The sequence below is a fragment of the Arthrobacter sp. 05T47 genome, assembly GCF_056395825.1.
Window position 1 is genome coordinate 13,550 of record NZ_JBFTKG010000003.1, and the last position, 22,467, is coordinate 36,016.

At 68.1% G+C, this 22,467-nt stretch carries 23 protein-coding genes; 10 read left to right on the forward strand and 13 right to left on the reverse strand.

Annotation, left to right across the window (positions count from 1 at the left end; genetic code table 11):
• Position 1 precedes the first annotated feature (1 nt).
• From AC1DEY_RS03805 to AC1DEY_RS03820, 4 genes are all read left to right on the forward strand, one after another.
• A complete protein-coding gene (locus tag AC1DEY_RS03805; RefSeq protein WP_441408309.1) occupies positions 2 to 889 on the forward strand; it encodes an ABC transporter permease in 888 nt (295 codons plus the stop codon).
• Complete coding sequence (locus AC1DEY_RS03810; protein WP_476866834.1) at positions 876 to 1,703, forward strand: ABC transporter permease; 828 nt, start codon at positions 876 to 878, stop codon at positions 1,701 to 1,703. The genes AC1DEY_RS03805 and AC1DEY_RS03810 overlap by 14 nt, the downstream gene beginning before the upstream one ends.
• 9 nt (positions 1,704 to 1,712) lie before the next feature.
• The gene (locus AC1DEY_RS03815; RefSeq protein ID WP_476866835.1) at positions 1,713 to 2,861 is read left to right on the forward strand and encodes an ABC transporter ATP-binding protein; all 1,149 of its coding nucleotides are present in this window, start codon (positions 1,713 to 1,715) and stop codon (positions 2,859 to 2,861) included.
• A 297-nt stretch (positions 2,862 to 3,158) separates the two neighbouring features.
• Positions 3,159 to 3,578 (forward strand): DUF7793 family protein, encoded by a 420-nt coding sequence (locus tag AC1DEY_RS03820; RefSeq protein WP_476866836.1) that lies wholly within the window; start codon positions 3,159 to 3,161, stop codon positions 3,576 to 3,578.
• A 98-nt stretch (positions 3,579 to 3,676) separates the two neighbouring features.
• Here the strand turns inward: AC1DEY_RS03820 and AC1DEY_RS03825 are convergent, their stop codons facing one another.
• A complete protein-coding gene (locus AC1DEY_RS03825; protein ID WP_441408305.1) occupies positions 3,677 to 4,579 on the reverse strand; it encodes a helix-turn-helix transcriptional regulator in 903 nt (300 codons plus the stop codon).
• Between the two features lie 144 nt (positions 4,580 to 4,723).
• On the opposite strand from AC1DEY_RS03825, the gene AC1DEY_RS03830 reads away from it, so the two are divergent.
• Both AC1DEY_RS03830 and AC1DEY_RS03835 read left to right on the forward strand, forming a co-directional pair.
• The gene (locus AC1DEY_RS03830; protein WP_476866837.1) at positions 4,724 to 5,767 is read left to right on the forward strand and encodes an NAD(P)-dependent alcohol dehydrogenase; all 1,044 of its coding nucleotides are present in this window, start codon (positions 4,724 to 4,726) and stop codon (positions 5,765 to 5,767) included.
• Positions 5,768 to 5,826: 59 nt separating this feature from the next.
• Positions 5,827 to 6,234, forward strand: a complete 408-nt coding sequence (locus AC1DEY_RS03835; protein WP_476866838.1) for a (R)-mandelonitrile lyase — start codon at positions 5,827 to 5,829, stop codon at positions 6,232 to 6,234.
• 216 nt (positions 6,235 to 6,450) lie between these two features.
• Here the strand turns inward: AC1DEY_RS03835 and AC1DEY_RS03840 are convergent, their stop codons facing one another.
• Positions 6,451 to 6,972 carry a hypothetical protein gene (locus tag AC1DEY_RS03840; RefSeq protein ID WP_476866839.1) on the reverse strand — a complete coding sequence of 174 codons (522 nt, stop codon included), beginning with the start codon at positions 6,970 to 6,972 and terminating at the stop codon, positions 6,451 to 6,453.
• Positions 6,973 to 7,329: 357 nt separating this feature from the next.
• Positions 7,330 to 7,650, reverse strand: coding sequence for a GYD domain-containing protein (locus AC1DEY_RS03845; protein ID WP_441408300.1), 321 nt, complete (start codon positions 7,648 to 7,650; stop codon positions 7,330 to 7,332).
• Between the two features lie 234 nt (positions 7,651 to 7,884).
• Here AC1DEY_RS03845 and AC1DEY_RS03850 point away from each other — a divergent pair, with 234 nt between their 5' ends.
• On the forward strand, positions 7,885 to 8,214 hold the full coding sequence (locus AC1DEY_RS03850; protein WP_476866840.1) for an antibiotic biosynthesis monooxygenase: 330 nt from the start codon (positions 7,885 to 7,887) through the stop codon (positions 8,212 to 8,214).
• 11 nt (positions 8,215 to 8,225) lie between these two features.
• On the opposite strand, the gene AC1DEY_RS03855 is transcribed toward AC1DEY_RS03850, so the two are convergent.
• Positions 8,226 to 8,828 (reverse strand): DUF6919 domain-containing protein, encoded by a 603-nt coding sequence (locus tag AC1DEY_RS03855; protein ID WP_476866841.1) that lies wholly within the window; start codon positions 8,826 to 8,828, stop codon positions 8,226 to 8,228.
• Entirely contained in the window at positions 8,829 to 9,392 is a 564-nt protein-coding gene (locus AC1DEY_RS03860; RefSeq protein ID WP_476866842.1) for an SRPBCC family protein, read from the reverse strand.
• Positions 9,393 to 9,676: 284 nt separating this feature from the next.
• On the opposite strand from AC1DEY_RS03860, the gene AC1DEY_RS03865 reads away from it, so the two are divergent.
• Positions 9,677 to 10,660: an ABC transporter substrate-binding protein gene (locus AC1DEY_RS03865; protein WP_476866843.1), complete on the forward strand. Its 984-nt coding sequence runs from the start codon at positions 9,677 to 9,679 to the stop codon at positions 10,658 to 10,660.
• Between the two features lie 92 nt (positions 10,661 to 10,752).
• On the opposite strand, the gene AC1DEY_RS03870 is transcribed toward AC1DEY_RS03865, so the two are convergent.
• The 7 genes from AC1DEY_RS03870 to AC1DEY_RS03900 are packed head-to-tail and all read right to left on the reverse strand — an operon-like array spanning position 10,753 to position 18,569.
• Entirely contained in the window at positions 10,753 to 12,186 is a 1,434-nt protein-coding gene (locus AC1DEY_RS03870; protein ID WP_476866844.1) for an NtaA/DmoA family FMN-dependent monooxygenase, read from the reverse strand.
• Positions 12,187 to 12,196: 10 nt separating this feature from the next.
• Positions 12,197 to 13,432 carry an LLM class flavin-dependent oxidoreductase gene (locus AC1DEY_RS03875; RefSeq protein WP_476866845.1) on the reverse strand — a complete coding sequence of 412 codons (1,236 nt, stop codon included), beginning with the start codon at positions 13,430 to 13,432 and terminating at the stop codon, positions 12,197 to 12,199.
• The gene (locus tag AC1DEY_RS03880) at positions 13,429 to 14,388 is read right to left on the reverse strand and encodes a DUF1684 domain-containing protein (protein WP_476866846.1); all 960 of its coding nucleotides are present in this window, start codon (positions 14,386 to 14,388) and stop codon (positions 13,429 to 13,431) included. The genes AC1DEY_RS03875 and AC1DEY_RS03880 overlap by 4 nt, the downstream gene beginning before the upstream one ends.
• Positions 14,372 to 15,532, reverse strand: coding sequence for an LLM class flavin-dependent oxidoreductase (locus AC1DEY_RS03885; RefSeq protein ID WP_476866847.1), 1,161 nt, complete (start codon positions 15,530 to 15,532; stop codon positions 14,372 to 14,374). The genes AC1DEY_RS03880 and AC1DEY_RS03885 overlap by 17 nt, the downstream gene beginning before the upstream one ends.
• Entirely contained in the window at positions 15,529 to 16,578 is a 1,050-nt protein-coding gene (locus tag AC1DEY_RS03890) for an ABC transporter substrate-binding protein (protein WP_476866848.1), read from the reverse strand. Before AC1DEY_RS03890 ends, AC1DEY_RS03885 begins: the two co-directional genes overlap by 4 nt.
• 9 nt (positions 16,579 to 16,587) lie before the next feature.
• Positions 16,588 to 17,448, reverse strand: a complete 861-nt coding sequence (locus AC1DEY_RS03895) for an amino acid ABC transporter ATP-binding protein (RefSeq protein WP_476866849.1) — start codon at positions 17,446 to 17,448, stop codon at positions 16,588 to 16,590.
• Positions 17,445 to 18,569, reverse strand: a complete 1,125-nt coding sequence (locus AC1DEY_RS03900; RefSeq protein WP_476866850.1) for an amino acid ABC transporter permease — start codon at positions 18,567 to 18,569, stop codon at positions 17,445 to 17,447. The genes AC1DEY_RS03895 and AC1DEY_RS03900 overlap by 4 nt, the downstream gene beginning before the upstream one ends.
• 245 nt (positions 18,570 to 18,814) lie before the next feature.
• Between AC1DEY_RS03900 and AC1DEY_RS03905 the strand changes: the two genes are divergently transcribed.
• The gene (locus AC1DEY_RS03905) at positions 18,815 to 20,863 is read left to right on the forward strand and encodes an FAD/NAD(P)-binding protein (protein ID WP_476866851.1); all 2,049 of its coding nucleotides are present in this window, start codon (positions 18,815 to 18,817) and stop codon (positions 20,861 to 20,863) included.
• The gene (locus AC1DEY_RS03910) at positions 20,860 to 21,420 is read left to right on the forward strand and encodes a GNAT family N-acetyltransferase (protein WP_476866852.1); all 561 of its coding nucleotides are present in this window, start codon (positions 20,860 to 20,862) and stop codon (positions 21,418 to 21,420) included. The genes AC1DEY_RS03905 and AC1DEY_RS03910 overlap by 4 nt, the downstream gene beginning before the upstream one ends.
• On the opposite strand, the gene AC1DEY_RS03915 is transcribed toward AC1DEY_RS03910, so the two are convergent.
• On the reverse strand, positions 21,417 to 22,442 hold the full coding sequence (locus AC1DEY_RS03915) for a bile acid:sodium symporter family protein (protein ID WP_476866853.1): 1,026 nt from the start codon (positions 22,440 to 22,442) through the stop codon (positions 21,417 to 21,419). The genes AC1DEY_RS03910 and AC1DEY_RS03915 overlap by 4 nt on opposite strands.
• Between the last annotated feature and the right edge of the window lie 25 nt (positions 22,443 to 22,467).

Below are 22,467 nucleotides of genomic sequence, written 5' to 3' on the forward strand. Positions count from 1 at the left end.
GATGACCAACGCAACCCTGGAACGGACCCGGCCCCGCGGCCGCGGTGCGCCGCCTTCCGCCGAATCAGCACCACGACGGCGGCGCACCGGCTGGTGGCTGCTGCTGGCCCCGATCCTTGCCTTCGACGTCGTGCTGTTCCTGACGCCGCTGGGCAAGCTGGTCGGCGCAAGCTTCGCCGACAACGCCTACCAGCGGGTCCTCGAGGACCCGCTGGTGCTGCGCGCACTCGTCAACACCCTGACCATCAGCCTGGCGAGCACCATAGTGACCGTGGTGCTCGGCTACATCATCGCCATGGTCCTGTGGCGGGCCGGCAACGTCACCCGGGTGATCCTGTTCGCCGTCGTCCTCCTGCCGTTCTGGACCGGCATCCTGGTGAAGAACTTCGCCTGGGCGGTCCTGCTGCAGGACAACGGCATCGTGAACGCCTTCCTGCAGGGAATCGGGCTGACGGGTGCGCCGATCCCGTTGCTGCACAACCGGTTCGCCGTGATCGTCGGCATGGTGCACTGTCTCCTGCCGTACGCGGTGTTCCCGATTTTCTCCTCGCTGGCATCGATCGATGACCGGCTGGGACTGGCGGCCCGCTCGCTTGGGGCGCGGGAGGGATCGGTCTTCCGGAGGATCACGCTGCCGCTGAGCATGCCCGGCGTTTCCGCCGCCGGGCTGCTGGTGTTCATCATCAGCACGGGCTTCTTCATCACGCCCGTGGTGATGGGCGGGCCCGGCGACATGATGATCGCCAACCAGATCGACTACTACGCCCGACAACTCACGGACTTCTCCGGGGCCGCTGCACTCGCCGTCATCCTGACCGTGATGGTCAGCATCCTCGTGGCGCTCTACCAGCGCGTCCTCAAGGCAGGAGGCCAACATGAAGACAACTAATCCGCAGCACCGGCTGCTGGTGCTGCTATCCATCCCGGCCTTCCTGTTCCTCGTCATTCCGACGGCGATTGTGGTGCCGGTGGCATTGAACGACAGCCGCTACATCACCTTCCCGCCGGAGGGGATCTCCTTCGCCGCCGTGGCCGGGTTCTTCGCCGACCGGGCCTGGACCTCCGCCCTGACGGCAAGCCTGCAGTCGGCGGCGATCGCCGTCGTGATCGGTGTCCTGCTGGGCGCCACCGCGGCGATCGGCCTGCACGGGCGCAAGTTCACCGGCCAGCCCGCGGTAGTGGGCCTCATCCTCGCCCCTATGATCGTGCCCACCGTGGTGCTCGCGCTGGCGTTCTACCAGTTCTTCATCTCAGTGGGCATGGTGGGCAGCATTGTTCCCATCGGCCTGGCGCACGCTGTCATCGCGACCCCGTACGTGTACCTGACCACCCGCGCCAGCCTCGCCGGACTTAACCCGGCCCTGGTCCGGTCGGCGCAGAGCCTGGGGGCCGGCCCGCTCGCTGTCCTGCGGCACGTGTACCTGCCCATCATCCTGCCCGGCCTCGTCTCGGGGGCGCTCTTCGCGTTCTCGGTCTCGATCGACGAGACAGTGATGTCCCTGTTCATGCAGTCCCCGGGGGCCACAACCTTGCCGGTGAAGATGTTCACGGATATCCAGTTCAACCTGACCCCGAAGATCGCGGTGTCCTCCGCCCTGCTGGTCAGCGTCGCCACAATCGGGCTCCTGCTACAGGTCCTGTTTGTCCTCAAACGCCGCTCTACAACCCGGATGCTGCCGCTGGCCGTGTCCGCCCAAACGTAAGGAAAGTCGATGACCGCTTCAGTGATTTCCGCGGAGTCAATTCCCGGAACGGGGAGGGCCGCCCAGGGCGCCATTGAGCTCCGCCAGGTCAGCAAGCACTACGGCGACGTCGTTGCCGTGGACGAGTTGGATCTGACCGTCCAGCCCGGCGAATTCGTGACCCTCCTGGGGCCCAGCGGTTCCGGCAAGACGACCACCATGATGATGGTTGCGGGGTTTGAAGAACACAGCGCCGGAACCGTCCTGATTGACGGTGCGCCCGTGGACTCGCTGCCGCCCCGGGACCGCAACCTCGGCGTGGTGTTCCAGAACTACGCCCTGTTCCCGCACATGAGCGCACTGGAAAACGTGGAGTTCGCGCTCCGCATGAGGAAGGTGCCGCGGGCCGAACGGCGCCAGCGCGCCTCGGATGCCCTGGACCGTGTAGGCCTGGGCAAGATGGGCGACCGCAAGCCCCGGCAGCTTTCCGGAGGGCAGCAGCAGCGCGTGGCGCTGGCCCGGGCGCTGGTCTTCAACCCGGCGGCCCTTCTGCTGGATGAGCCGATGGCGGCCCTGGACAAGCGCCTCCGCGAGCAGATGCAGGAGGAGATCAAGACCCTGCAGAAGAGCCTGGGCATCACCGTGCTGTTCGTGACCCACGACCAGGACGAGGCCATGGCCATGTCGGACCGGATCGTGGTGATGAAGGACGGCAAGATCGTCCAGTCCGGCCCGCCGGAGGAGGTGTACAACCATCCCACCACCGACTGGGTGGCGAGTTTCCTCGGCGATACGAACCTCATCCCGTGCACCGTTGTCGAGCGGAACGGCGAGGAGGCCGTGGTCGATCTCGGCGGCCTGGGCCTGGCGCGGGTCCGGGACCGCGGGGCAAGCGGCGAGAACTATGCCGTTTCCATCCGTCCCGAACACCTGAAATTCAGGACGCGGGCCTCGGCGGGCAACGGATGCGCCGCGACCCTGGTGTCCTCGACGAACCTGGGCGCCACGGTCCGCCACCGCCTCACGGCCGGTGGCCACGAACTCCAGCTCCGTGAACTGAGCTCAGACCGATCGGACCGGTCTGACCGGGGTGCCGGGGGTGCCGGGATCCTGCCGGATGAGGAGCTGTGGGTGGGCTGGGACGCAGACAAGGCCCAGCTGCTGGTCCTGGAGTCCTGATCCCCGGTGGACATGTCCATTCCGGACGGGGGACATGTCCGTTCGAGCTCCACCCAGCCACGGGACATGCCCTCCTCCGGCGCCCAGGGATGGACATAAACCCACTATGTCCATCCCTGGGCCACACCGGGGGACAAGTTCCTTCCAGACGGGGGGACATGTCCACTCGAGCCCATTCCTTGAAGGGGACATGTCCGTTCAAGCTCCGCCAAGCGAAGGGGACATGTCCACTCCAGGCGCCACGCGCACCCTGCGGCAAAGTCCGTCCTCAACAGGGCCGGCCCTACAATTGTCACAATGATGCCAGGACAAATATCCGCAGCCGACGGGAAGAACGTGCTCAGCGTCGGCGCGGGCATCATCACATCGGTCTGGCAGCCCGGCTCGTTCGTTGACGTCGACGACGCCAAAGACGCCATGCGGGCCGTGGCACAGATCAGCGGCGGAATCCCGATGCCGATGCTCTCCGAAATGACGGACGTTGAAATCAGCGCGGCCGCCAGGTACGAGTTCGCACAGACCACAGGGGTGCTGGCCATTGCGGTGCTGGGATCCAGCACCGTGGATCGCGTCGTCGCCGCGGCCATGAGCCGGCACACCAGGTATCCACACGAATTCTTCACGTCCAGGGACGAGGCCATGGCATGGCTGCACAACTTCGTTTCCGGCCGCGGCGAGCCCGGCGGCTACGGGGACGGCATTTCCGCCCTGGCGTGAGACCACCGGGGTGAGAGACCACCACCGTGAGAGACCCCCGGCCTTAATGAACACCGGCCTGAGACACCCGGGTGAACTTTCCGGCCGGTCAGGTGCGCTTAAGCCTTCTCCGCCGTCGTGACCGTGGTAGCCGCCTCGGCCTCCTTGACCTGCCGGTCGGTCGCGGCCCAGCTGGCCAGGAGATGAAGTGCGTCCTCCGTCGCTGAGCCGGGCTCGGCGGTGTAGACCAGCAGTGACAGGCCGGCGTCGGCCGAGACGTCCAGGGCCTCGAACATCAGGTGGAGTTCCCCGACCACCGGGTGGCGGAAATGCTTGAGGCCCGTGTAGTGCTGGCGGACGTTGTGCGCGGCCCACAGCGTGCGGAATTCCTCGCTGCGGGTCGACAGTTCGCCCACCAGGTCGCTCAGCCCGCGGTCGTAGGGGTCCCGGCCGGCCTCGGTGCGCAGGATCGCGACGGTGTCGTTGGCCGCACGCTCCCAGTCCGGGTAGAAGCTGCGCGAGCGGTGGTCCAGGAAGATGAACCGGGCATGGTTTGCTGGGCGGACCGGACCCGCATACATGTCCGAATACAGGGCGTAGCCCAAGGGGTTCGCCGCGATGATGTCCATGCGCCCGTTCCGGACAAATGCCGGCGCGTTGGTGATTGCGTTCAGTGTCAGCTGCACGCTGCGTCGGACAGATTCAGCGGGACGGGGACGACGGCGGGTTCGGCTTCCCGGGGCAGCTGCCCGGGCCAGATCGAAAAGGTGGGCCCGTTCGGCGTCGTCGAGTTGCAGGGCCTTCGCCACAGCATCCAGCACGTTCTCCGAAACCCCTGACAGGTTTCCCCGTTCCAGCCGCGTGTAATACTCGACGCTGACACCGGCCAGCATCGCGACCTCCCCGCGGCGCAACCCCGGGACCCGGCGCTTGGCGCCGTAGACCGGCAGCCCCGACTGCTCGGGGGTGATCTTGGCCCGGCGCGAGGCAAGAAATTCGCGGGTCGCGTCTCGATTGTCCATGCCATCAACGTTAGGCCTTGCCGCCCCCTGAGGGAGACCCTGCCAGTACCCCTATCAGCAGGGACTCCCTCTGTGCTGCGAAGACCGGTTTGATGGATGGTGTTCCGTTGAACAACCCCCAACGATCAACAAGCAGGAGATTCATTGCTTACCGTCAACGCTTACGCATCACCGTCCGCGACCGAGCCGCTCGCCCTCACCACCATCGAGCGCCGTGACGTGGGCCCGCACGATGTCCTGATCGAGATCAAGTACGCCGGGATCTGCCATTCGGATATCCACACCGTTCGCGGCGACTGGGGCCCGCAGACCTACCCGCTGGTTCCCGGCCATGAGATCGCCGGGATCGTCACCGAGGTCGGCTCCGCCGTGACCAAGCACACCGTCGGCGACCGCGTGGGCGTCGGCTGCATGGTCAACTCCTGCGGCGAGTGCGTCAACTGCCAGGCCGGCGAGGAACAGTACTGCCTGGCCGGAAACACCGGAACCTACGGCGCCGTCGACCGTGACGGCACCATCACCCAGGGCGGCTACTCCACCCACGTGGTGGTGGCAGAAGACTTCGTGGTCACCATCCCCGCGGGCATCGAGCTCGACGTCGCCGCGCCACTGCTGTGTGCCGGCATCACTACCTACTCGCCGCTGAACCACTGGGGCGCGGGCCCCGGCAAGAAGGTCGCAATCGTGGGCCTGGGCGGCCTGGGCCACATGGCCGTCAAGATCGCCCACGCCATGGGAGCCGACGTCACTGTCCTGTCCCAGTCGCTGAAGAAGCAGGAAGACGGGCTGCGCCTGGGCGCGGACCACTACTACGCCACGAGCGACGAAAACACTTTCACGGACCTCGCCGGCACCTTTGACCTGATCATCAACACGGTCAGCGCCCCGATCGACATCAGCGCCTACCTGCAGCTGCTCTCCCTCGACGGCGCCCTGATCAACGTCGGCGCGCCCGCGGAACCGCTTCCGGTCAATGTGTTCTCCCTGATCATGGGCCGCCGTTCCTTCGCCGGCTCGGCCATCGGCGGCATCCGCGAAACCCAGGAAATGCTCAACTTCTGCGCCGAGCACGGCCTGGGCGCCGAGATCGAGGTCATCCCGGCCGCGAAGATCAACGACGCCTACGAGCGCGTCCTGGCCTCCGACGTCCGCTACCGCTTCGTGATCGACACCGCGACCCTGAACTAGGACGCGGCCGCAGGTCGAACCGGCGAATTCAACACCCGAGCAAAACACCCTGTGAGGAAATGACAGTGGAAATCCAAACCAAGAAGCCAAGCGTCAAGGGGCCGGCGCAGATGTTCAGCGGCGACGTCTGGTTCGACGTCATCGCGGCCCCGCAGCCCGAACCGTCCCGCATGCGCGTCAACGCAGTGCACTTCGCCCCGTGCGCCCGCACGGCCTGGCACTCGCACGCCGTCGGGCAGACCCTGCACGTCACCGAAGGCGTCGGCCTGGTCCAGGCGCGTGGCGGCGAGGTGACGGTGATCCGCCCGGGCGACACGATCTACACGCCTCCGGGCGAATGGCACTGGCACGGCGCGGCGCCGGAGAATTTCATGACCCACCTGGCGATGTGGGAAGCCCCCGCCGACGGCGTCGAGTCCGAGTGGGGCGACCTCGTCACCGACGAGGAGTACAACTCCGCCCAGTAGCCCAATCGCTGCAACACGGTTGCCGCAACTGGCACAGTCACGGCAACTAGCACAGCCGCGCTAAAACCCCCGCCGCCGGTGTGGAGCCCAACCGCCCTTGAGGGGCCGGGCCCGCACCGGCACGCCGGGGGGTTTTGCGCGGTTGCTGCCTGGTCGGAGGTTTAATCGGCGGCGGGTCGGCCCCCCGAAAGCCGGGCGCTTTAGGCGGTGCCCCGGCTACGACCCGGGCGCGGCCGGGACGATCCAGAAACCCGCGACTTCACCGGTCCCGGGTCCGGTCATGGCGCGTTCGGCCCGGGCGTGCACCGGGCCGGCCGCAAGGTCCACCTGTGCTTGCACGGCCTTCCCGCATTCGATGGTCAGTTCAAGGTTCCCGCCGTCCCGAAGTTCGTCCTGGGTGATCGAAAGATAGCCCTTCGGCGCACCCGTGCAGGCAGCCGTCACCGTATAGGTCCCCTTCGCCAGGGCGCTGACCGACGTGCGCACTCCGGCGCCGCCCATCCCGCCGGCGCCTTCCAGCACGATCCCGGCCGGCCGGGCGCCGAGGACTGCTTTGAGCTCATCCAAGTTGCGCGTCTCTGCGGTGGCGATATCCGGGCCCGCCGGGACCGGCGGAGGTGCGGCCCGGCCGGTCCTGCTGGGGGCCGCCGTCGGCTCCGTTACGTCGTCGGGATACTCACACCCGGCCACGCCCGCTACCGTGCCCGCCACTGCCAGCAGCAGCGCCGCGGCGCGCATCCAGTGCGTTCCCTGGCTGGCTGCCCCGCCGAATGGCCTGCGCCGTGACTCCCGCTGTGATTTTCCCAGTGGCTTCCCCAGTGACATGCCCCGCCGAATGGCCTGCGCCGTGACTCCCGCTGTGATTTTCCCAGTGGCTTCCCCAGTGACATGCCCCGAGCCTACTGGCAACGGGGCTATTGGTGCTGAAAGGAGAAGGCTGTCACGTAGTAGATCGTCGACGCGAGAGCCAGCGCGGCGATGCCATAACCGATCACGAACACGGCGAGAACCGCTGTGGCCACGACGGCGGCGCGCGTCCGGTGTTGGTGGGGCGAGATCGCGTGTTGGTGGGGTGTGTTGGTGAGGGCAGGGGAATTACTGCCCCGGCGCCCGGTAAGACGGCGTCTTGCTGACTGCCTCGTCGAGGTCCTCCGGCGTCATGAGGGGCTTGAGGTGCAGGTCCACCGCGCCGGTGGAATTGATCATCAGCGACAGTGCTACAGCGCTGGACTGCTCGGGGATGTCGAAGACGCCCACGACGTCGGTCTCGCCGAAGGCGTAGTAGAAGCTGTCGAGTGAGCCGCCCACCGATTTGAGGGCTTCGACAACCGCGTCACGCCGCTTAGTGCCGCCCTCCCGCATGAGGCCCTTGATCCCGTCGCCAACGTAGTTCGCTTCGAACAGATATTTGCTCATGGTCATTTTCCTATCCTGTGACGCCCAGGACATCGGCCTCCCGAATGCGTGGCCGCTCCCGACGACGGAAGGTCCGGGGCTGGTCCCCAGAGTGGGGCTCTGCCCACATGCTAGGCCTTCCACTGCACCCGTACAACGGTTCATTTGCAGGCCTCAGCCGCGCTGCGGGCAGTCCGGCCCTACCGCTGCCCGGGGGGACAGGAACATAATCGCGGTATCAACCCCGTACGGACAATGGAGGCGATCGACGTGTCTGTTTATACGCTTGGAATCTGGCTGGTGCATCCCGGTCGCGAGAACGATTTTGTGCAGGCCTGGCGGGATCTGGCCAGGAAAACGAAGGAGGATTTTCCCAACGCGAAAGCCGTGCTGATGCACGACCGCGACGTCAAGAACCGGTTCATCAGCACCGGTCCGTGGGATTCCCTGGAACAGATTGAGCAGTGGCGGGATTCTGCACTTTTCAAGCAGAGCGTCGAGGCAATGAAGGACATGCTGGAGCATTTCGAGTCACGCACCCTGGACGAGGCAGCAAGTATCGGCTGGGACGCAACCGACATGTGACGTCCCGCAGGCTAGCCGGCCTCGAGCGCCTCATAGACGGCGGCCAGCAACACATCGTTCCGGCCCCAGACGGGATCGAAGATTTCCACGTACCAGGCATCCGCAAGGACCAGGGCCAACGTCTCATTGGACTCCGCCGCCCAGTCCCGGAGCTGGTCTTCGCCGGCGGGCCCCTCGCTGCTCCCCAGCACGGTGACGACGGCGTCGTCCTGAACGGTCACCGGGATGGAGGCGCTGCTCGCCTCGCCAGGGGCATGGGCGACCGTCACCAGGCCGGTCCGGGTGGACAGCGCCAGAAGCGCCGACGCCGTCTCCGGGCTGCAGAATGCCGTCACGTAGGCGCGCTGCGCGAGGCCACCGACCTGAACACCGGGCTGCGATTCCTTGGTGAAGAGCCCGTTGCGGTTGAGCCGGGCAAGCTCTCCGGCGATTGCCGTGGTCTCGTCGTCGAACCCAGGCGTGAAAACTCCCGGCTGGTATTCGCTGTTGCCCTCCAGCCAGCGGGCGGTCAGTTCGCCGGCTGCCGGGATGGTGGTGGCCTGCCGCCAGACTTCGCGGTCCGCGAGAAGCCGGCCGAAGCTGTCCCGTTCCGTCGTGAACCTGTCCTCTGACATTCAGGCCTCCTTTGCGGCGGGCGGCGGGGTGGGCGACGGCGTGGGCTGGGGCGTGGTTTCCGCTGCGGAATGGGGTGTGGGCTGCGTCTGCGGGGCGTGATGCTGCAGGAGCAGGGACAACCGTTCGCAGCTGACCCGGAGCGCCTCCAGTTCACGCCGGCTGTAGTCCTCGATGATCGCGTTGACCCGCCCGGCGAGGTCCTCGTCGTCGACCTCGAACTCATGGTGCAGCGTGACCTCGGTGAGCCCGTCGGCCGGCCGGACCTCCCAGTCGCCGCCGAGTTCCCGGAGCGGGGTTTCGAGTTCCAGCTGGTGGAACTCCGCACGGTGGCTGGCGGCATCGAACACGCGCCAGCTGTGGCTTGAACTGAGCGAGCCGTTGGAAACAACCGACGTACGGAGCTCGTGGGCCACGTCGTCGCCGCTGACACGCTCGGAGTAAACCGTCAGTCCGTCGAGGTACGGCCAGTGCGAGGCATCGCGCAACATGCTGAAGACAAGGTCGGCCGGGGCGTTGATGCTGAGCCGGTGCGTGGTCCGGTGCGTCCTCTGGTGCGTGCTCACTGACAAGTTCATCCCTCCTTTGTCGTGCTGTCACCGTGCAGGTCTTCTTAGCAGGCTAGGCCAGTTGGGGCCCGCCGGGAACAATTCCGTCCCAGCGCGTCACGCAGGGCAATCTTCGGTAACACTGGGGCCTCCGCCGGCCGCTTCCGTGGACGCCGGATGAACAGGTATTACCGCCTGTATCCCTTGGTTTCACCGGGTTTCACGGCGCTTTGACCGGGATTCCGGCGCCCCGGATAGTTGCTGGCATCAGCACCACAGACCACCCCTTTCAAGGAGAATACATGTCCGGTCTTTCATTCAAGTCAGGCGTCAGCCTCGCGTTGGCGGCCAGCACCGTCCTGGGCCTCGCGGCCTGCTCCGATCCCGGTGCCGCCGCTGCCGGCGGCACGCAGGCGGCGCCGTCGTCCTCCTCTGGTGTGAAGCAGTTCAACCTCTCGCCGCAGCAGGACCGGATCAAGGCAACGGTGGATTCCGCGGCCGCCGCGCTGGTCCCGGAGGCCGTAAAGAAGGACGGGAAACTGACGGTGGCTGTGAGTCCGTTCGCGGCGCCGCTGGCCGTTTACGCCACTGACAACAAGACCCCGGTGGGCAACGAGGTGGATCTCGCCGTCGCACTGGCCGAGTCGCTGGGCCTGGAAGCGGACATTGTCCCCACCGCGTGGGCCGACTGGCCGCTCGGCGTCGATTCCGGCAAGTACGAGGCGGTGCTGTCCAACGTCACCGTCACGGAGGAGCGCAAGCTCAAGTTCGACTTCGCCAGCTACCGCGAGGACAAGCTCGGTTTCTACGCCAAAGCGGACAGCAGCGTCACCAAGGTCGAATCGGCCCCGGACGTCGCCGGCAAGCGCGTGATCGTCGGCTCGGGCACCAACCAGGAAGCGATCCTGCTGCGCTGGGATGAGGAGAACAAGAAGAACGGGCTCAAGCCCGTGGAATTCCAGTATTACGACGACGACTCCGCGTCCCAGCTGGCCATCCAGTCCGGCCGGGCGGACCTCACCTTCGGCCCCAACGCCACGGCAGCCTACAAGGCGGCCTCCGACGCCAAGACCAAGCTGGTGGGACTGGTGGACGGTGGCTGGCCGTTGAAGGCCAGCATCGCCGCCACCACCAAGAAGGGCAACGGATTGGCCGCCGCGGCCCAGGCGGGGCTGAACCACCTGATCCAGGACGGCACCTACGCCAAGATCCTGGACCGCTGGGGGCTGTCCGCGGAGGCCGTGGCGAAGTCGGAGCTGAACCCGGCCGGCCTGCCGAAGAAGTAGCCAGCCAATCGATTGCTCCGTAACCGCCCTTCTGGGGGCTGGAAACGGCGGTTACGGAGCAATCGATGGTGCTTGTTTGGGCCTAAGCTTCCCTAGGCCTGTGCTGGGACCGAGCTGGCCTCGATGCCGGCGGCTGCGCGCACCGGGGTGGCCAGGCCGAGGTTCTCCCGCAGTGTGCTGCCCGCGTACTCCGTGGGGTACACGCCGCGCTCCTGGAGCTCCGGTACGAGGTGGTTGACGATGTCGTCGAGTCCGGACGGGATGAGCCACGGCGAGATGTTGAAGCCATCGACGGCGCCGGTCCGGGCGTATTCGGTGAGCCGGTCCGCGACCTCGGTGTAGGACCCGGTGAAGGTGGAGTCACCCCGGCTGGTCTTGGCCGAGACGAATTGCCGGATGGACAGGCCCTTTTCCTCGGCCTCGGCCCGCCACTGGTCGGCCAATTGGCGGGCCTTGGCGCCGTGGAAGCCGCTGCCGCGGGTTTCGGAGGTCTCTTCCACCACGGGGTCGATGTCCGGCAGCGGGCCGTCGGGATCGTAGCCCTGCAGCTCCCGGCCCCAGAACTGCTCGAGGTACGCGATGGCCTGCTGCGGGCCGATCTGCTGGCTCCGGACCCAGGCCTTCTTCTCGAGGGCCTCCCGCGGTGTGGCGGCGAGGATGAACTCGCTGGCGGGCATGATCTTCACGTCCTGGGCGCCCCGGCCGGCCCGGAGCGTGCGCTCCACGATGTCGCGGCGGAAGTCCAGGGCGTCGTCGAGCTGCGGGTGCGCGGAAAAGATGACGTCCGCCTGCCGGGCGGCGAAGTCCCGGCCCTCGGGCGAGTCTCCGGCCTGGAACAGCACCGGGCGGTACTGGGCGCTGCGCGGCAGCCGCGGGGTGACGTCCACGGTGTAATGCTGGCCCGCGTGGCGCACCCGGCGGACGGCACCCTCAGCCGACCACCGGGGCGCCGAGGCTGACGGGGCGATGGCGGCGTCGTCCCCCGCATCCCAGATCCGCTTGGCCGTTTCCACGAAGGCCTCGGCATGGGTGTACCTGTCCGCGTGGTCCAGGTAGCCGCCGCGGCGGAAGTTGGCGCCGGTCCAGGCGTTGTCTGTGGTGACGATGTTCCAGGCCGCGCGGCCGCCAGAGAGCAGATCCAACGTGGAGAGCCGGTGGGCCAGGTCTGCGGGGTCGTTGTAGGTGGTGTTCTGGGTTGCGACCAGACCGATCTTCGTGGTCACCGCGGCGAGGGCCGCCAGCGCGGTCTGCGCGTCGGGGCGGCCGGCGACGTCGAGGGCGTGCGGGCGGCCGAGGTGCTCGCGCAGCCTCAGGCCCTCGCCGAGGAAGAACGCCGTGAACAGGCCGCGCTCGGCAGTCTGGGCGATGCGACGGAACGACTCAAAGTCGGTCTGGGAGCCGGACTCGGCCGCCTTCCAGACGGTCCCGGAGTTGACGCCCTGGAAGAAGACGCCCAGCTGGATCTGGCCGGACGGTTTGAATTCAGAGTGCGTGAATTCGGTGGCGGGGTTGGTGCTCTGGCTCATGATGGGCTCCTTAGTTTTCCTGGCCGGCGCTGGTTGCGGCACTTGCCCCGGCGGCATAGCGGCTGGCGGGCCGCGCCAGCCCCAGCTGATCGCGGAAGGTGGCGTCCGGGGTGTTGGCGGCCAGGAGCCCGCGCCGGCGCAGCTCAGGCAGCACGCGCTGCGAGAGTTCCTCGATATCCGTGTCCAGCACGGCCGGGTGCAGCCGGACGCCGTCGGCCCAGGCCAGCACCTCGGTGAGCAGTTCGGTCAGCTCGGCCGCCGTTCCGACGAACCGCGCCCGCGGGCTTTGCCACACCGCGTGGCTGTCCAGTCCGGCCAGCCTGTCGGCGGCGGCCAGGCCGCGGGAGTCCAGCACGACGTCGAGCTCGGCGATCAGCGCAGGCTCGCTCCCGCCGGCGGCGAGTCCTGCCCGCGTCTCCGCGAGCTCGGCGGCCAGCAGCTCGGGAGCCGGGGCCGAGACCAGGAGCGCATCGGCTGCCCCGGCCGCGACTGCCTCCGGGCTGAGAAGCCCGGCCGGGGCCAGCACCGGAAGCTGGCCCTGGAGCGGCCGCGGAATGATCGACGGTCCCTTGACGGAATAGTTGCCGTTGTCGACGTCGATGTAGTGCAGCTTGTCGACGTCGAGGTAGCGCCCGGTGGCGACGTCACGGATCACGGCGTCGTCCTCCCAGGAGTCCCAGAGCCCGCGGCTGACCTCGATCGAATCGGCGGCCTCCCGTCCGAGCCCGTCCCCGCGCACAGTGTCCCGTCCGACGGCGGCGGCATCGGCGGCGCTGGTGGAGGAGGCCACCAGCCAGCCCGCCCGGCCGCCGGAAACGTAGTCCAGGCTGGCCAGCTGGGTTGAGACGTGGAATGGCTCCGTGTAAACCGTGTCCACCTCCGGAATGAGGGCGAGGGAGCGCGTCACGGGACCGGCGAACGCGGCGCGCTGCAGGGCGTTGAGCCGGGCAGCCGTGTCGGGACGCTGGTCGGGCAGGCCGGGCTCGGCCTGGCCCGCCGGCAAGGGTTCCGGCAGGCCGGGGTGGCCCGGCAAGGCTTCCGGAAGGCCGGGGTCGGAAAATGTCGCCGCGTGGAACCCGGCAGACTCGGCGGCGAGGACGGTGCCGCGGAGGTGTTCCGGGGTCAACACGGAGGCGGGCGCCGTGCGGGAAAACCGCCACGCGGACGGGTGGCTGCCGGCGCCGTCCAGCTCCAGCAGAAGGAGGCCGCGACCCCGGGGCTCGTTTTTGGTGGGCGGGGTGCTCATGAGGGGTCCTGACGTTCGTAGGGGATCTGTTCGCCGGCTTCGATGGCCACCGACAGGCGGTTCTCGGCCGGCGGCAGCGGGCACGTGGCGAGGTCCGTGTAGGCGCACGGCAGGTTCACGGCCCGGTTGAAGTCGAGCAGGACCGTGCCGTCGGCGCCCGGTGCCGGCACCGTGAGCGAGCGGTTGGCCGCATAGGTGGTCTTGCCCGACGTCGCGTCCGTGAACAGCACGGACAGCGTGCCCGGTGCGTGGCCGTTGAAGGCGGTGAGGCTTAGGTCCTCACCGTGCAGCCGGAAGCGGATTTCCCCCGGCGCCTCGTAGACGTGCTGGATTCCCTCGACCGCCGCGCCCACGGTGGTAGCGCGTGGTTCGGCGAACGGAACAAATATTCCGGAAACGGCATATTCGGTGCTGGGGGCGTAGGTCGGCGTGCCGCGGTAGCCGGTGAGCAAGGGGTTCAGGGGATGTCGCGGCCGCACTACATAGCGGCCGCCGCGTTTGGCGAGCTCGATCACCGTGTGCCCGGCGCCGTCGTCCTCCACGCGCAGATTCAGGCCCTCTCGCTCGGGAACCGGGCCGAGGATCACCGTGGCCCCGGTCCCATCGGGATTCAGTTCCTGCCCGTCGCGGAGGACGCGTTCGCCTGCCCCCAAAACCAGGCGGACGGCGTCGTCCTCAACGCTCCACGTGCCCGGCGCGCCGTCCAGCCGGGCGGGAGCGGAGTCCAGCCAGTGCAGGTGCGTGACGGCGAGGAAGCCGTGGGGGTCGGCGCGGTGCCGTTCGTGGGCGGCGTGCCAGTCCGCCCAGACGGCTTCGAATGCACGGGCGGCTTCGAATTCCCAGTCGGCTTCGAATTCCCGCTCGGCGCTGCTGCCGGGAATGGTCCGGCTCTCCGGGGTACCGGCGCCCGGGAATTCCAGGTCAGAGCGGCCGTCGGTGTCAGTGGGTGTAGACATGGGAGCTCCTGTGCTTGTTGTGGTCGGCGGCGACGCGGGTCGCGGCGTCGGGTTCGGTTGAGCCGGCTGCCTCCGGACGGCCGGCGTACGGGTCGCCGTCGGCCCACAGCGTGGTCGGCGCTGCGGCGCGGACGGCCGGAATGACCTCGAGGGCGAAGCGCTCCAGGATGTCCAGCTGCTGGCCGAAGGGCAGGGTGGTGGGCAGGGAGATCGACTGCAGGTCGTGGCCGTAGAGCGCGTGGTAGCTGAGGATCTTCTCGATCACCTGCTCCGGGCTGCCCACCAGGGCCGGACCTTCGGCGACCGCGTGGTCGATGTCCCGGTAGGGGGAGTTGTTGCCGGGAACATTCCGCCCGGTCGTGAGCGCCTCGTAGACCGGGCCGAACTGCCGCTTGGCCTCCTGCGTGGTGTCCGCGAGGAACACCCCGCCCGCGCCGGAGCCGGAGCCCAGGTACTGGTGCCGGGGATCGTGGCCGTGGCGGTCGTATTCTTCGCGGTAGTGATCGATCAGAACCTTGTAGTTCTCGCGGGGCTGGATCGCGTTGGCAGTGAACAGCGGATCGCCCCACTGTGCCGCCAGGGCCGCCGAGGCCAGGCTGGTGGCGGATCCGTGCCACACCCGGGGCGCTCCGGCAAAGGGCCGCGGCGTGGTGGTGGTGGGCTCGGTCAGCGCGGAGCGGAACCTCCCGGACCACGTGACGTTCTCCTCGGTCCAGAGCCGCCGAAGCAGCCCGTACTTTTCCGCCAGGAGCTCCCACTGGTCCGCCAGGTCCAGGCCGAACAGCGGGTACTGCAGCACCTCATTGCCCTTGCCGATCACCAGTTCCAGCCGGCCGCGGCTGAGCTGGTCGATCGTGGCGTAGTCCTCCGCGACCCGCACCGGATCCAGCACGGAGAGCACAGTCACGCCGCTTTGGAGCCGGATTTTGGTGGTGACCGCGGCGATGGCTGCCAGCACGGTGGTGGGGGAGGATGAGATGAACTCGCCCGCATGGCGTTCCCCCACCGAGAAGCTGTCGTAGCCGAGTTCCTCGGCCCGGCGCGCGGTCTCCACCACCTGGTTGAGCCGGTCCGCGGTGGAGACGATTTCCCCGGTGATGGGGTTCTTCAGGTGCGGGATGATGTCGAGGACCTGGAACTTCACTTGGTTTTCCCCGCCTGGGCAGTCCCGAAGTTGGCCTCTGTGACCGTCTTGGACTCCGGAAGGGCTTCCTCGGAGAGTCCCCAGCGGTCCAGGACCTTGGCGTAGGAGCCGTCCTTGATCGCGGAGTTCAGCGCGTCCGTGATGGCCGGGGCCAGGCCGTTGCCCTTCAGCGTGGTGGCCGCGACCAGGGTCTCGGACGGCCAGCCGGCGTTGACCTTGCCCACCACCTTGAGGTCGTCCCGGGTGTTTTCGCGGTACGTGACGGACGGGTAGGGCGCGAGGTTCAGGTCGGTGCGCCCGGAGGACAGGGCCAGGATGGTGTCCGCGTCCGAGGAGTAGTACTGCAGCGCCGCCGGTGCCTTGCCCTTGGCCTCGAGCTCCTTGTTCCAGGCGATCAGGATCTTCTCCTGGTTGGTGCCCGATCCCACCGAGATCTTCAGGCCGGAAATGTCATCGGAGCCCTTGATGTTGTAGCCGGAGCTCTTCTTGGCCTCGAAGCCCATGTACGCGGCGCGGTAGCTGGAGAAGTCGAAGAGCTTCACCCGTGCGGCGTTGATGCCCACGTTGGAGAACACGACCTCGAAGTCGCCGGACTGGGTCTTCAGCGGCCAGTTCTCCCAGGAGGTCACCTGGACATCCAGCGCCAGGCCCAGCTTGTCCGCGACCAGCTGGGCCAGGTCCACTTCGACGCCGATCGGGGTCTTGTCGTCCGTGGCGTGGAAGGACAACGGAATGGCGCCCGCGGTGGTGGCCACGGTCAGCTTGCCGTCCTTGCCGATCAGCTCGGGCACCTCGGCGGCCAGGGCCGCATCCTTCTCCGCCCGGATCCGCTGCTGGTCCGGTGAGGTGTTGTAGACGACGCCGTTGCGTGCCGCCGTCGTTGCCGGCTGACCGCCTGCAGCGGCGGAGGCTCCGGGATCGGCGCAGGCGCTCAGCGCCAGCGTGCCGGAAAGGGTGCCGATCAGGACGACGGCGGGAAGCGCCGCACGCTTCCGCCGGGGACCAGTACTGGGGCGGGCGGAGCGGAGGGCGGTGCGGATTGCCATGGATGTTCCTTAGATGTTGAAAGCGGGTTCGATCACTTTGGAGAAGAAGCTCCGGGTGCGCTCTTCCCGCGGGTTGGTGAAAATCTCTTTGGGCGTGCCTTGCTCGACGATCTGGCCCTGGTCCATGAACACCACGGTGTCGGCGACGTCGCGGGCGAAGCCCATCTCGTGCGTGACGATGATCAGCGTGGTGCCGGACTTGGCGAGCCCGCGGATGACGTCCAGGACCTCGTTGACCAGTTCCGGGTCCAGGGCCGAGGTGGGCTCGTCGAAGAGCAGGATCTTGGGGTCCAGGGCAAGTGCCCGGGCGATCGCGACGCGTTGCTGCTGGCCGCCGGAAAGCTGGCGCGGGTAGGCGCCGGCCCGGTCCTTCAAGCCCACCCGGTCCAGCAGTTCCAGCCCGCGTTCGCGGGCCTCGGCCTTGGTCAGCCGGGGCTTTCCGGCCCGCGGCGCGACGACGGGCGCCTCGGTGACGTTTTCCAGTGCGGTCAGGTGCGGGAACAGGTTGAAGTTCTGGAACACCATGCCGATCTCGGTGCGCTGCTTCAGGATCTCTTTTTCGCGCAGCTCGTGCAGGCGGTGGCCGCGGACCTCATAGCCCACCAGTGTGCCGTCGATCGCGATGAACCCGGCGTCGACCTTCTCCAGGTGGTTAATGGTGCGCAGGAGGGTGGATTTGCCGGATCCGGACGGGCCGACGATCACGGCGACGCCGCCGGGTTCGACCGTCAGCGTGATGCCCTTGAGGACTTCCGTGGCGCCGAAGGACTTGCGGACCTTGGTGATCTGGACCAGGCCCCGGGTGGGCTCGGCGGTCCCGGTTGGTCCGGTGGAGCCGGTGGTTTCCGCTGTGAGGACTTCGGTGCTCATCGGGTGCCCCTTTCCTGGGTGGTTTCCCTTGTGGCGGGCGCATGCGTGGCGAGGAATTTGCGGGCCTTCTGCAGCGGGGTCAGCGGCAGGGTGCGGACGGCGCCCTTGGAGTAGTGGCGCTCGATGTAGTACTGGAAGACGCTCAGGACCGAGGTAATGACGACGTACCAGAGGGTGGCCACGAGCAGCAGCGGCAGGACCTGCTGGGTCCGGTTGTAGATGACCTGGACGGTGTAGAACAGCTCGGAGTAGGCCAGGACGTAGACGATCGAAGTGCCCTTGACCAGTCCGATCACCTCGTTGAACGCCGTGGGCAGGATGGCCCGCATGGCCTGCGGCAGCACGATCCTGGTGGAGCGCCGCCAGGCCGGAATGCCCAGGGCGGCTGCGGCCTCGAGCTGGCCCTGGTCCACGGAGAGGATGCCGCCGCGGATGATCTCGGCGGAGTAGGCGGCCTGGTTCAGGGTCAGGCCAAGGACTGCCGCGGCGAACTGGCTGATCAGGGTGGTGGTCTGTGCCTCGAAGAAGCGCACGTCCGTGAAGGGGATGCCTAAGCTGATCTTTTCGTAGAGGTAGCCCAGGTTGTACCAGAGCAGCATCTGCACCAGCAGCGGTGTGGAGCGGAAGATCCAGGAGAAGGTCCAGGAGACGGAGACCAGCAGCGGGGACGCGGAGAGCCGCATCAGGGCCAGGATGAATCCCAGGATGAAGCCCAGCGCCCCGGAGATCGCCGTCAGCTTGAGGGTTTCCAGCAGGCCATTCACGATCGACTGCGCGGTGAACCATTGCGCCACCACGCCCCACTCCCAGCGCGGGTTGGTGGCCAGGGACCAGGCGATGCCCACCACGCCCAGGGCGACGACGGCGGTGCCCACCCAGCGCCACGGGTGGCGGGCCGGGACCAGCCGGTAGTCGGCGTAGTCGGTGGCGGCCTGCCGGCCCGCCGAAGCGGTGCCGGAGGTTCCGCTGCCGATGGTTCCGCTGCGGCCTGCGCCGGAGGGGTCCGTGGTTTCGGCGCCGGGTGTTCCGGCGGGGGCCGGTGTGGTCTCGGGTACGGATTCGATGCCGGCGGACGCCGGCCCGGGGGTGGACTGCGCCACCGGGGTTGCTGTTGAACTCATGCGCCACCTCGCTTCTTCCAGTTGCTGTGGGGGGTACGGTTGGCTGCCAATCTAGGGCCGTGCGAAAACGCGCAGCAAGGCGGCAAGTTGCATACGTTCACGCAGGTTCGCACGGCGTCACACGACGAATTCTTGCCCCGATTTACGCCGCGTTACGCGCGGTGAACGGCCGTGACCGGCGCCTCGACCGGCCCGGATTCCGGTGCCTAGCATGAGGGCTCCGCACCAGAGCCGAGGAGACCGCCATGCCAGTGACAACCCCATCCGTGGTCCTCATCGGCGGCGGGCCCCGCACGGCAGGGTTGCTGGAACGCCTCGCCGCCAACCGCCCGGAACTGCTCGCCGGCGCGCTCCAGATCCACGTCGTGGAGCCGCACACCCCGGGCGCCGGCAGGATCTGGCGCTACGAGCAGCATCCCGGGCTGATGCTCAACTCCGCCGCGGCGGACGTCACGATGTTTACCGATGCCTCCGTCCAGTGCGAGGGACCGGCGGTCGAGGGCCCCGGCCTGGCGGACTGGGCTGCCGGTGTCCTGGCAGGCTCCATCACCGATGTTCCGGAGCTGCCGCACGAACTCCGGCGCCAGCTGGCTGCCCTCACCGGCTCGACCTTCCCCACCCGGCAGCTGCAGAGTGTCTATCTGGAATGGTTTTTCCGCCGCTCCGTCGCCGCCCTCGGTCCGGATGTCACCGTCACGGTGCATCGGGACACGGCCACCGCCGTCGAACCTGTGCAGGGCGGGCCGGAGCCGGCCAGCCGTCAGGGCACCGAACGCTACCGCGTCCGGTTGGCCGGCGGCGCGGTGCTGCGCGCCGACGTCGTGATCGCCGCCTTGGGGCATACGGATTCGCGGCCGGATGAGGAGTCTGCCGCGTGGGCCGGTTTTGCCGCCCGGCACGGCGCGTTCCACGCGGCACCCAGCTACACCACCGACGTCGACTACTCACCGCTCGCCGCCGGCCAGGACGTCATTGTCTCCGGCATGGGCCTGGCCTTCGTGGACCTGCTGGTGCTCCTGATGGAGGGCCGCGGCGGCAGGTTCGAGGAGCTGCCCGACGGCGGCCTGCGCTATCTGCCCTCCGGCGCCGAGCCGAGGCTGTGGGCAGGGTCCCGCCGCGGCGTGCCCTACCACTCCAAGATCACCTCGGCGCTTCGCGGCGATGCTGCGGGGGAGCCGGCGTTCTTCACCGCAAAGGCCCTCGCCGGGCTGCTGGATGCGCCCGGCGAACTGGACTTCCGCGCCCAGCTGTGGCCCCTGATCGCCAAGGATGCCGGCTACGCGTATTACCGCGAGCTGTTCACCGGCTACCCGGAGCGGGTCCGTATCGGCTGGCAGGAATTCTCCGAACGGTTCTCGGCCGCGGACTGGTACAGCCAGGACCGCCACCGGCTCGTCACCGAGTCCGTCCCGGACACCGAGCTCCACCTGGACCTCGAGCGGCTGGACCACCCCTTCGCCGGCCGCGCCTTCACCGGCCACGCGGACATCCAGGCCGCCGTAGCCGCGTACATCGGCCGCGACCTCGAATTGCGCACCGGGCAGGACCATTCGGAGACCCTGGCGCTGTTCACTTCCCTGCTCAAGTCCTACATGGACCTGGGCCGGCTGGTGCCGGCCGAGCGGCTGAATGCGCGGTCCCAGCGCGAGGTCCAGGGCTGGTGGCACGGTTTCTTTAGCTTCGTCGATTCCGGGCCGCCGCCGCGCAGGCTGCAGGAGATGCTGGCGATCCACCGGGCCGGGCTGCTGCAGTTCATTGGCCCGGGGCTGGAGATTGACGCCGCGGAGTACTCGGGCCGGTTCGTGGCCCGCTCGGCCCAGGCCGGCATCACCGTGTCAGCGGCAGCCGTGATCGAGGCGCGGCTCCCGGCGCCGTCGGTGGCCCGTTCCGCGAACCCGCTGCTGCACCAGTTGCACACCTCCGGGCTCGGCACCGAGCAGCAGCTCCTGACCGCGGACGGTACGCACGCCACCAGGAGGCTCCTGGTGTCCGCCCACAACGAGCTGGTCAGTCCGGTCGGGGAGCGGCGCGAGAGGCTGTTCGGCGTCGGCCCCGGCACCTCCGGCTGGGGCGCCGGAGCCTTTGCCCGGCCCGGCACCAACGCCGCGCCGTTCCGCGAAAACGACGCCCTGGCCCGACGTATCCTGACCCTGCTGGGCGGCGACATCAAGAACCAGGACATCAACGGCCAGGACATCAAGAACCAGGACGCCACCCGCCAGGACATCACCCATCGAGCGACAAGCGGGTCGGCGGTGCCGCAGGCTGCCGCCCACGGAAAGGACCGGGCATGACCCCGTCATCCCTACACGCCACGCCCATTGACGGCCGTCCGCTGGACAGCTCCAGCCTGACAGTCCTCAACCTCCCCATGGACGATCCGCGGGTCCGGCCGCTCCTGGACGAGCTCGCGCTCGAATATGACACCCGCTACGGCAACCTCTTTGGCCGGGGAGCCGCCGCGGAGGAACTCAACCGCTACCCGGCCGGGGAATTCGCCGGGCCCGGCGGGGCCCTGCTGATTGTGCGCGAGAACGGTGAATCCGTGGCAGGCGGCGCGTTCCGCCGGCACGGCCCACAGACCGCCGAGTTCAAACGGATCTGGACGCATTCGGCGCATCGTCGGCGCGGACTCGCCCGGATCGTCCTGGCCGAGCTGGAGGCGCTGGCCGCCCGCCGCGGCTACCGGAAGGTCTACCTGACCACCGGACCCCGCCAGCCGGAGGCGAAACACCTCTACCTGAACACCGGCTACGAGGCACAGTTCGATCTCTCCGCCGATCCGGAGACGATCGGAGCGCTGGCATTCACCAAGGACCTGCCCCTCAGTTCCCCGAGGGGCTCTGCCTAGGCTTCCTGTGCCGCGGCATCCCGGAGGGGGCGCCGGGCCAGCCACGCCGCCACGATCGCGCCGGAGATGTTGTGCCACAGCGAGAACACGGCGGAGGGCAGCGCGGTCAGCGGGCTGAAGTGTGCCGTGGCCAGGGTGGCGGCCAGGCCCGAGTTCTGCATGCCGACCTCGAAGGCCAGTGCCCGGCGGGCCTTGTCATCCAGGCGTCCCAGCTTGCCGGCAAGGTACCCCAGGCCCAGGCCGAAGCCGTTGTGCAGCACCACGGCGAGGAACACGATCCCGCCGGCGGCGACGATCTTGCTGGCACTGCCTGCCACCACGATCGCGACGATCAGTGAAATCACGACGGCGGAGGCCCACGGCAGAGCCGGCAGCACCTTGGCGACGAGCTTCTTGAGGAACAGGCGGGCCAGCAGGCCCGCGATCACCGGCAGGAGGACGGTCTTGACGATGTCCTGGACCATGGCTCCGGCGTCAATCTGCAGGTAGGAACCGGCCAGGAACAGCACCAGCAGCGGCGTCACCACAGGGGCGATGAGGGTGGAGACCGACGCGACGGCAACCGAGAGGGCGACGTCGCCCTTGGCCAGGAAGGCCATCACGTTGGACGCCGTACCCGAGGGGGCGCAGCCCACCAGGATCAGGCCCACGGCCAGTTCGGGTGGCAGGTTCAGGGCGACGGCGATCAGCCAGCCAGCCCCGGGCATGATGACATAGTGCGCCACGATGCCGAGGACCACGGCCCAGGGGCGCTTGGCCACTGAGGCGAAATCAGGCGGGGTCAGCGTCAGGCCCATGCAGAACATGATGATGCCCAGCAGGAAGGGCACGCTGGGCGCGAGGGGTTTGAACGCCCCGGGGAGCAGGAAACCGGCGAGCCCGGCCACCACCACCAGGATCGGGAAGACGGTCACAGCGATCCGGGCGATCTTGGCCTCGGCGGCGAGGGCGGGATTGGCCGGGGCGTCAGCGGCGGCGCTCGCGTCCCGGGCGGTATTCGGAGTTTTAGTTGCCTCAAGCATCCAAGAATGGTGCCACCGGGGCGCG

What these genes read in the sequence shown, in the direction of transcription:
- AC1DEY_RS03825 (WP_441408305.1), bottom strand. Translation starts at nt 4,579, where the DNA reads ATGGACAATCGAGACGCGACCCGCGAATTTCTTGCCTCGCGCCGGGCC.
- AC1DEY_RS03910 (WP_476866852.1), top strand. Translation starts at nt 20,860, where the DNA reads ATGACCCCGTCATCCCTACACGCCACGCCCATTGACGGCCGTCCGCTG.
- AC1DEY_RS03870 (WP_476866844.1), bottom strand. Translation starts at nt 12,186, where the DNA reads ATGAGCCAGAGCACCAACCCCGCCACCGAATTCACGCACTCTGAATTC.
- AC1DEY_RS03815 (WP_476866835.1), top strand. Translation starts at nt 1,713, where the DNA reads ATGACCGCTTCAGTGATTTCCGCGGAGTCAATTCCCGGAACGGGGAGG.
- AC1DEY_RS03915 (WP_476866853.1), bottom strand. Translation starts at nt 22,442, where the DNA reads ATGCTTGAGGCAACTAAAACTCCGAATACCGCCCGGGACGCGAGCGCC.
- AC1DEY_RS03850 (WP_476866840.1), top strand. Translation starts at nt 7,885, where the DNA reads ATGGAGGCGATCGACGTGTCTGTTTATACGCTTGGAATCTGGCTGGTG.
- AC1DEY_RS03900 (WP_476866850.1), bottom strand. Translation starts at nt 18,569, where the DNA reads ATGAGTTCAACAGCAACCCCGGTGGCGCAGTCCACCCCCGGGCCGGCG.
- AC1DEY_RS03840 (WP_476866839.1), bottom strand. Translation starts at nt 6,972, where the DNA reads ATGCGCGCCGCGGCGCTGCTGCTGGCAGTGGCGGGCACGGTAGCGGGC.
- AC1DEY_RS03880 (WP_476866846.1), bottom strand. Translation starts at nt 14,388, where the DNA reads ATGTCTACACCCACTGACACCGACGGCCGCTCTGACCTGGAATTCCCG.
- AC1DEY_RS03905 (WP_476866851.1), top strand. Translation starts at nt 18,815, where the DNA reads ATGCCAGTGACAACCCCATCCGTGGTCCTCATCGGCGGCGGGCCCCGC.
- AC1DEY_RS03875 (WP_476866845.1), bottom strand. Translation starts at nt 13,432, where the DNA reads ATGAGCACCCCGCCCACCAAAAACGAGCCCCGGGGTCGCGGCCTCCTT.
- AC1DEY_RS03865 (WP_476866843.1), top strand. Translation starts at nt 9,677, where the DNA reads ATGTCCGGTCTTTCATTCAAGTCAGGCGTCAGCCTCGCGTTGGCGGCC.
- AC1DEY_RS03895 (WP_476866849.1), bottom strand. Translation starts at nt 17,448, where the DNA reads ATGAGCACCGAAGTCCTCACAGCGGAAACCACCGGCTCCACCGGACCA.
- AC1DEY_RS03890 (WP_476866848.1), bottom strand. Translation starts at nt 16,578, where the DNA reads ATGGCAATCCGCACCGCCCTCCGCTCCGCCCGCCCCAGTACTGGTCCC.
- AC1DEY_RS03835 (WP_476866838.1), top strand. Translation starts at nt 5,827, where the DNA reads ATGACAGTGGAAATCCAAACCAAGAAGCCAAGCGTCAAGGGGCCGGCG.
- AC1DEY_RS03805 (WP_441408309.1), top strand. Translation starts at nt 2, where the DNA reads ATGACCAACGCAACCCTGGAACGGACCCGGCCCCGCGGCCGCGGTGCG.
- AC1DEY_RS03810 (WP_476866834.1), top strand. Translation starts at nt 876, where the DNA reads ATGAAGACAACTAATCCGCAGCACCGGCTGCTGGTGCTGCTATCCATC.
- AC1DEY_RS03820 (WP_476866836.1), top strand. Translation starts at nt 3,159, where the DNA reads ATGATGCCAGGACAAATATCCGCAGCCGACGGGAAGAACGTGCTCAGC.
- AC1DEY_RS03845 (WP_441408300.1), bottom strand. Translation starts at nt 7,650, where the DNA reads ATGAGCAAATATCTGTTCGAAGCGAACTACGTTGGCGACGGGATCAAG.
- AC1DEY_RS03855 (WP_476866841.1), bottom strand. Translation starts at nt 8,828, where the DNA reads ATGTCAGAGGACAGGTTCACGACGGAACGGGACAGCTTCGGCCGGCTT.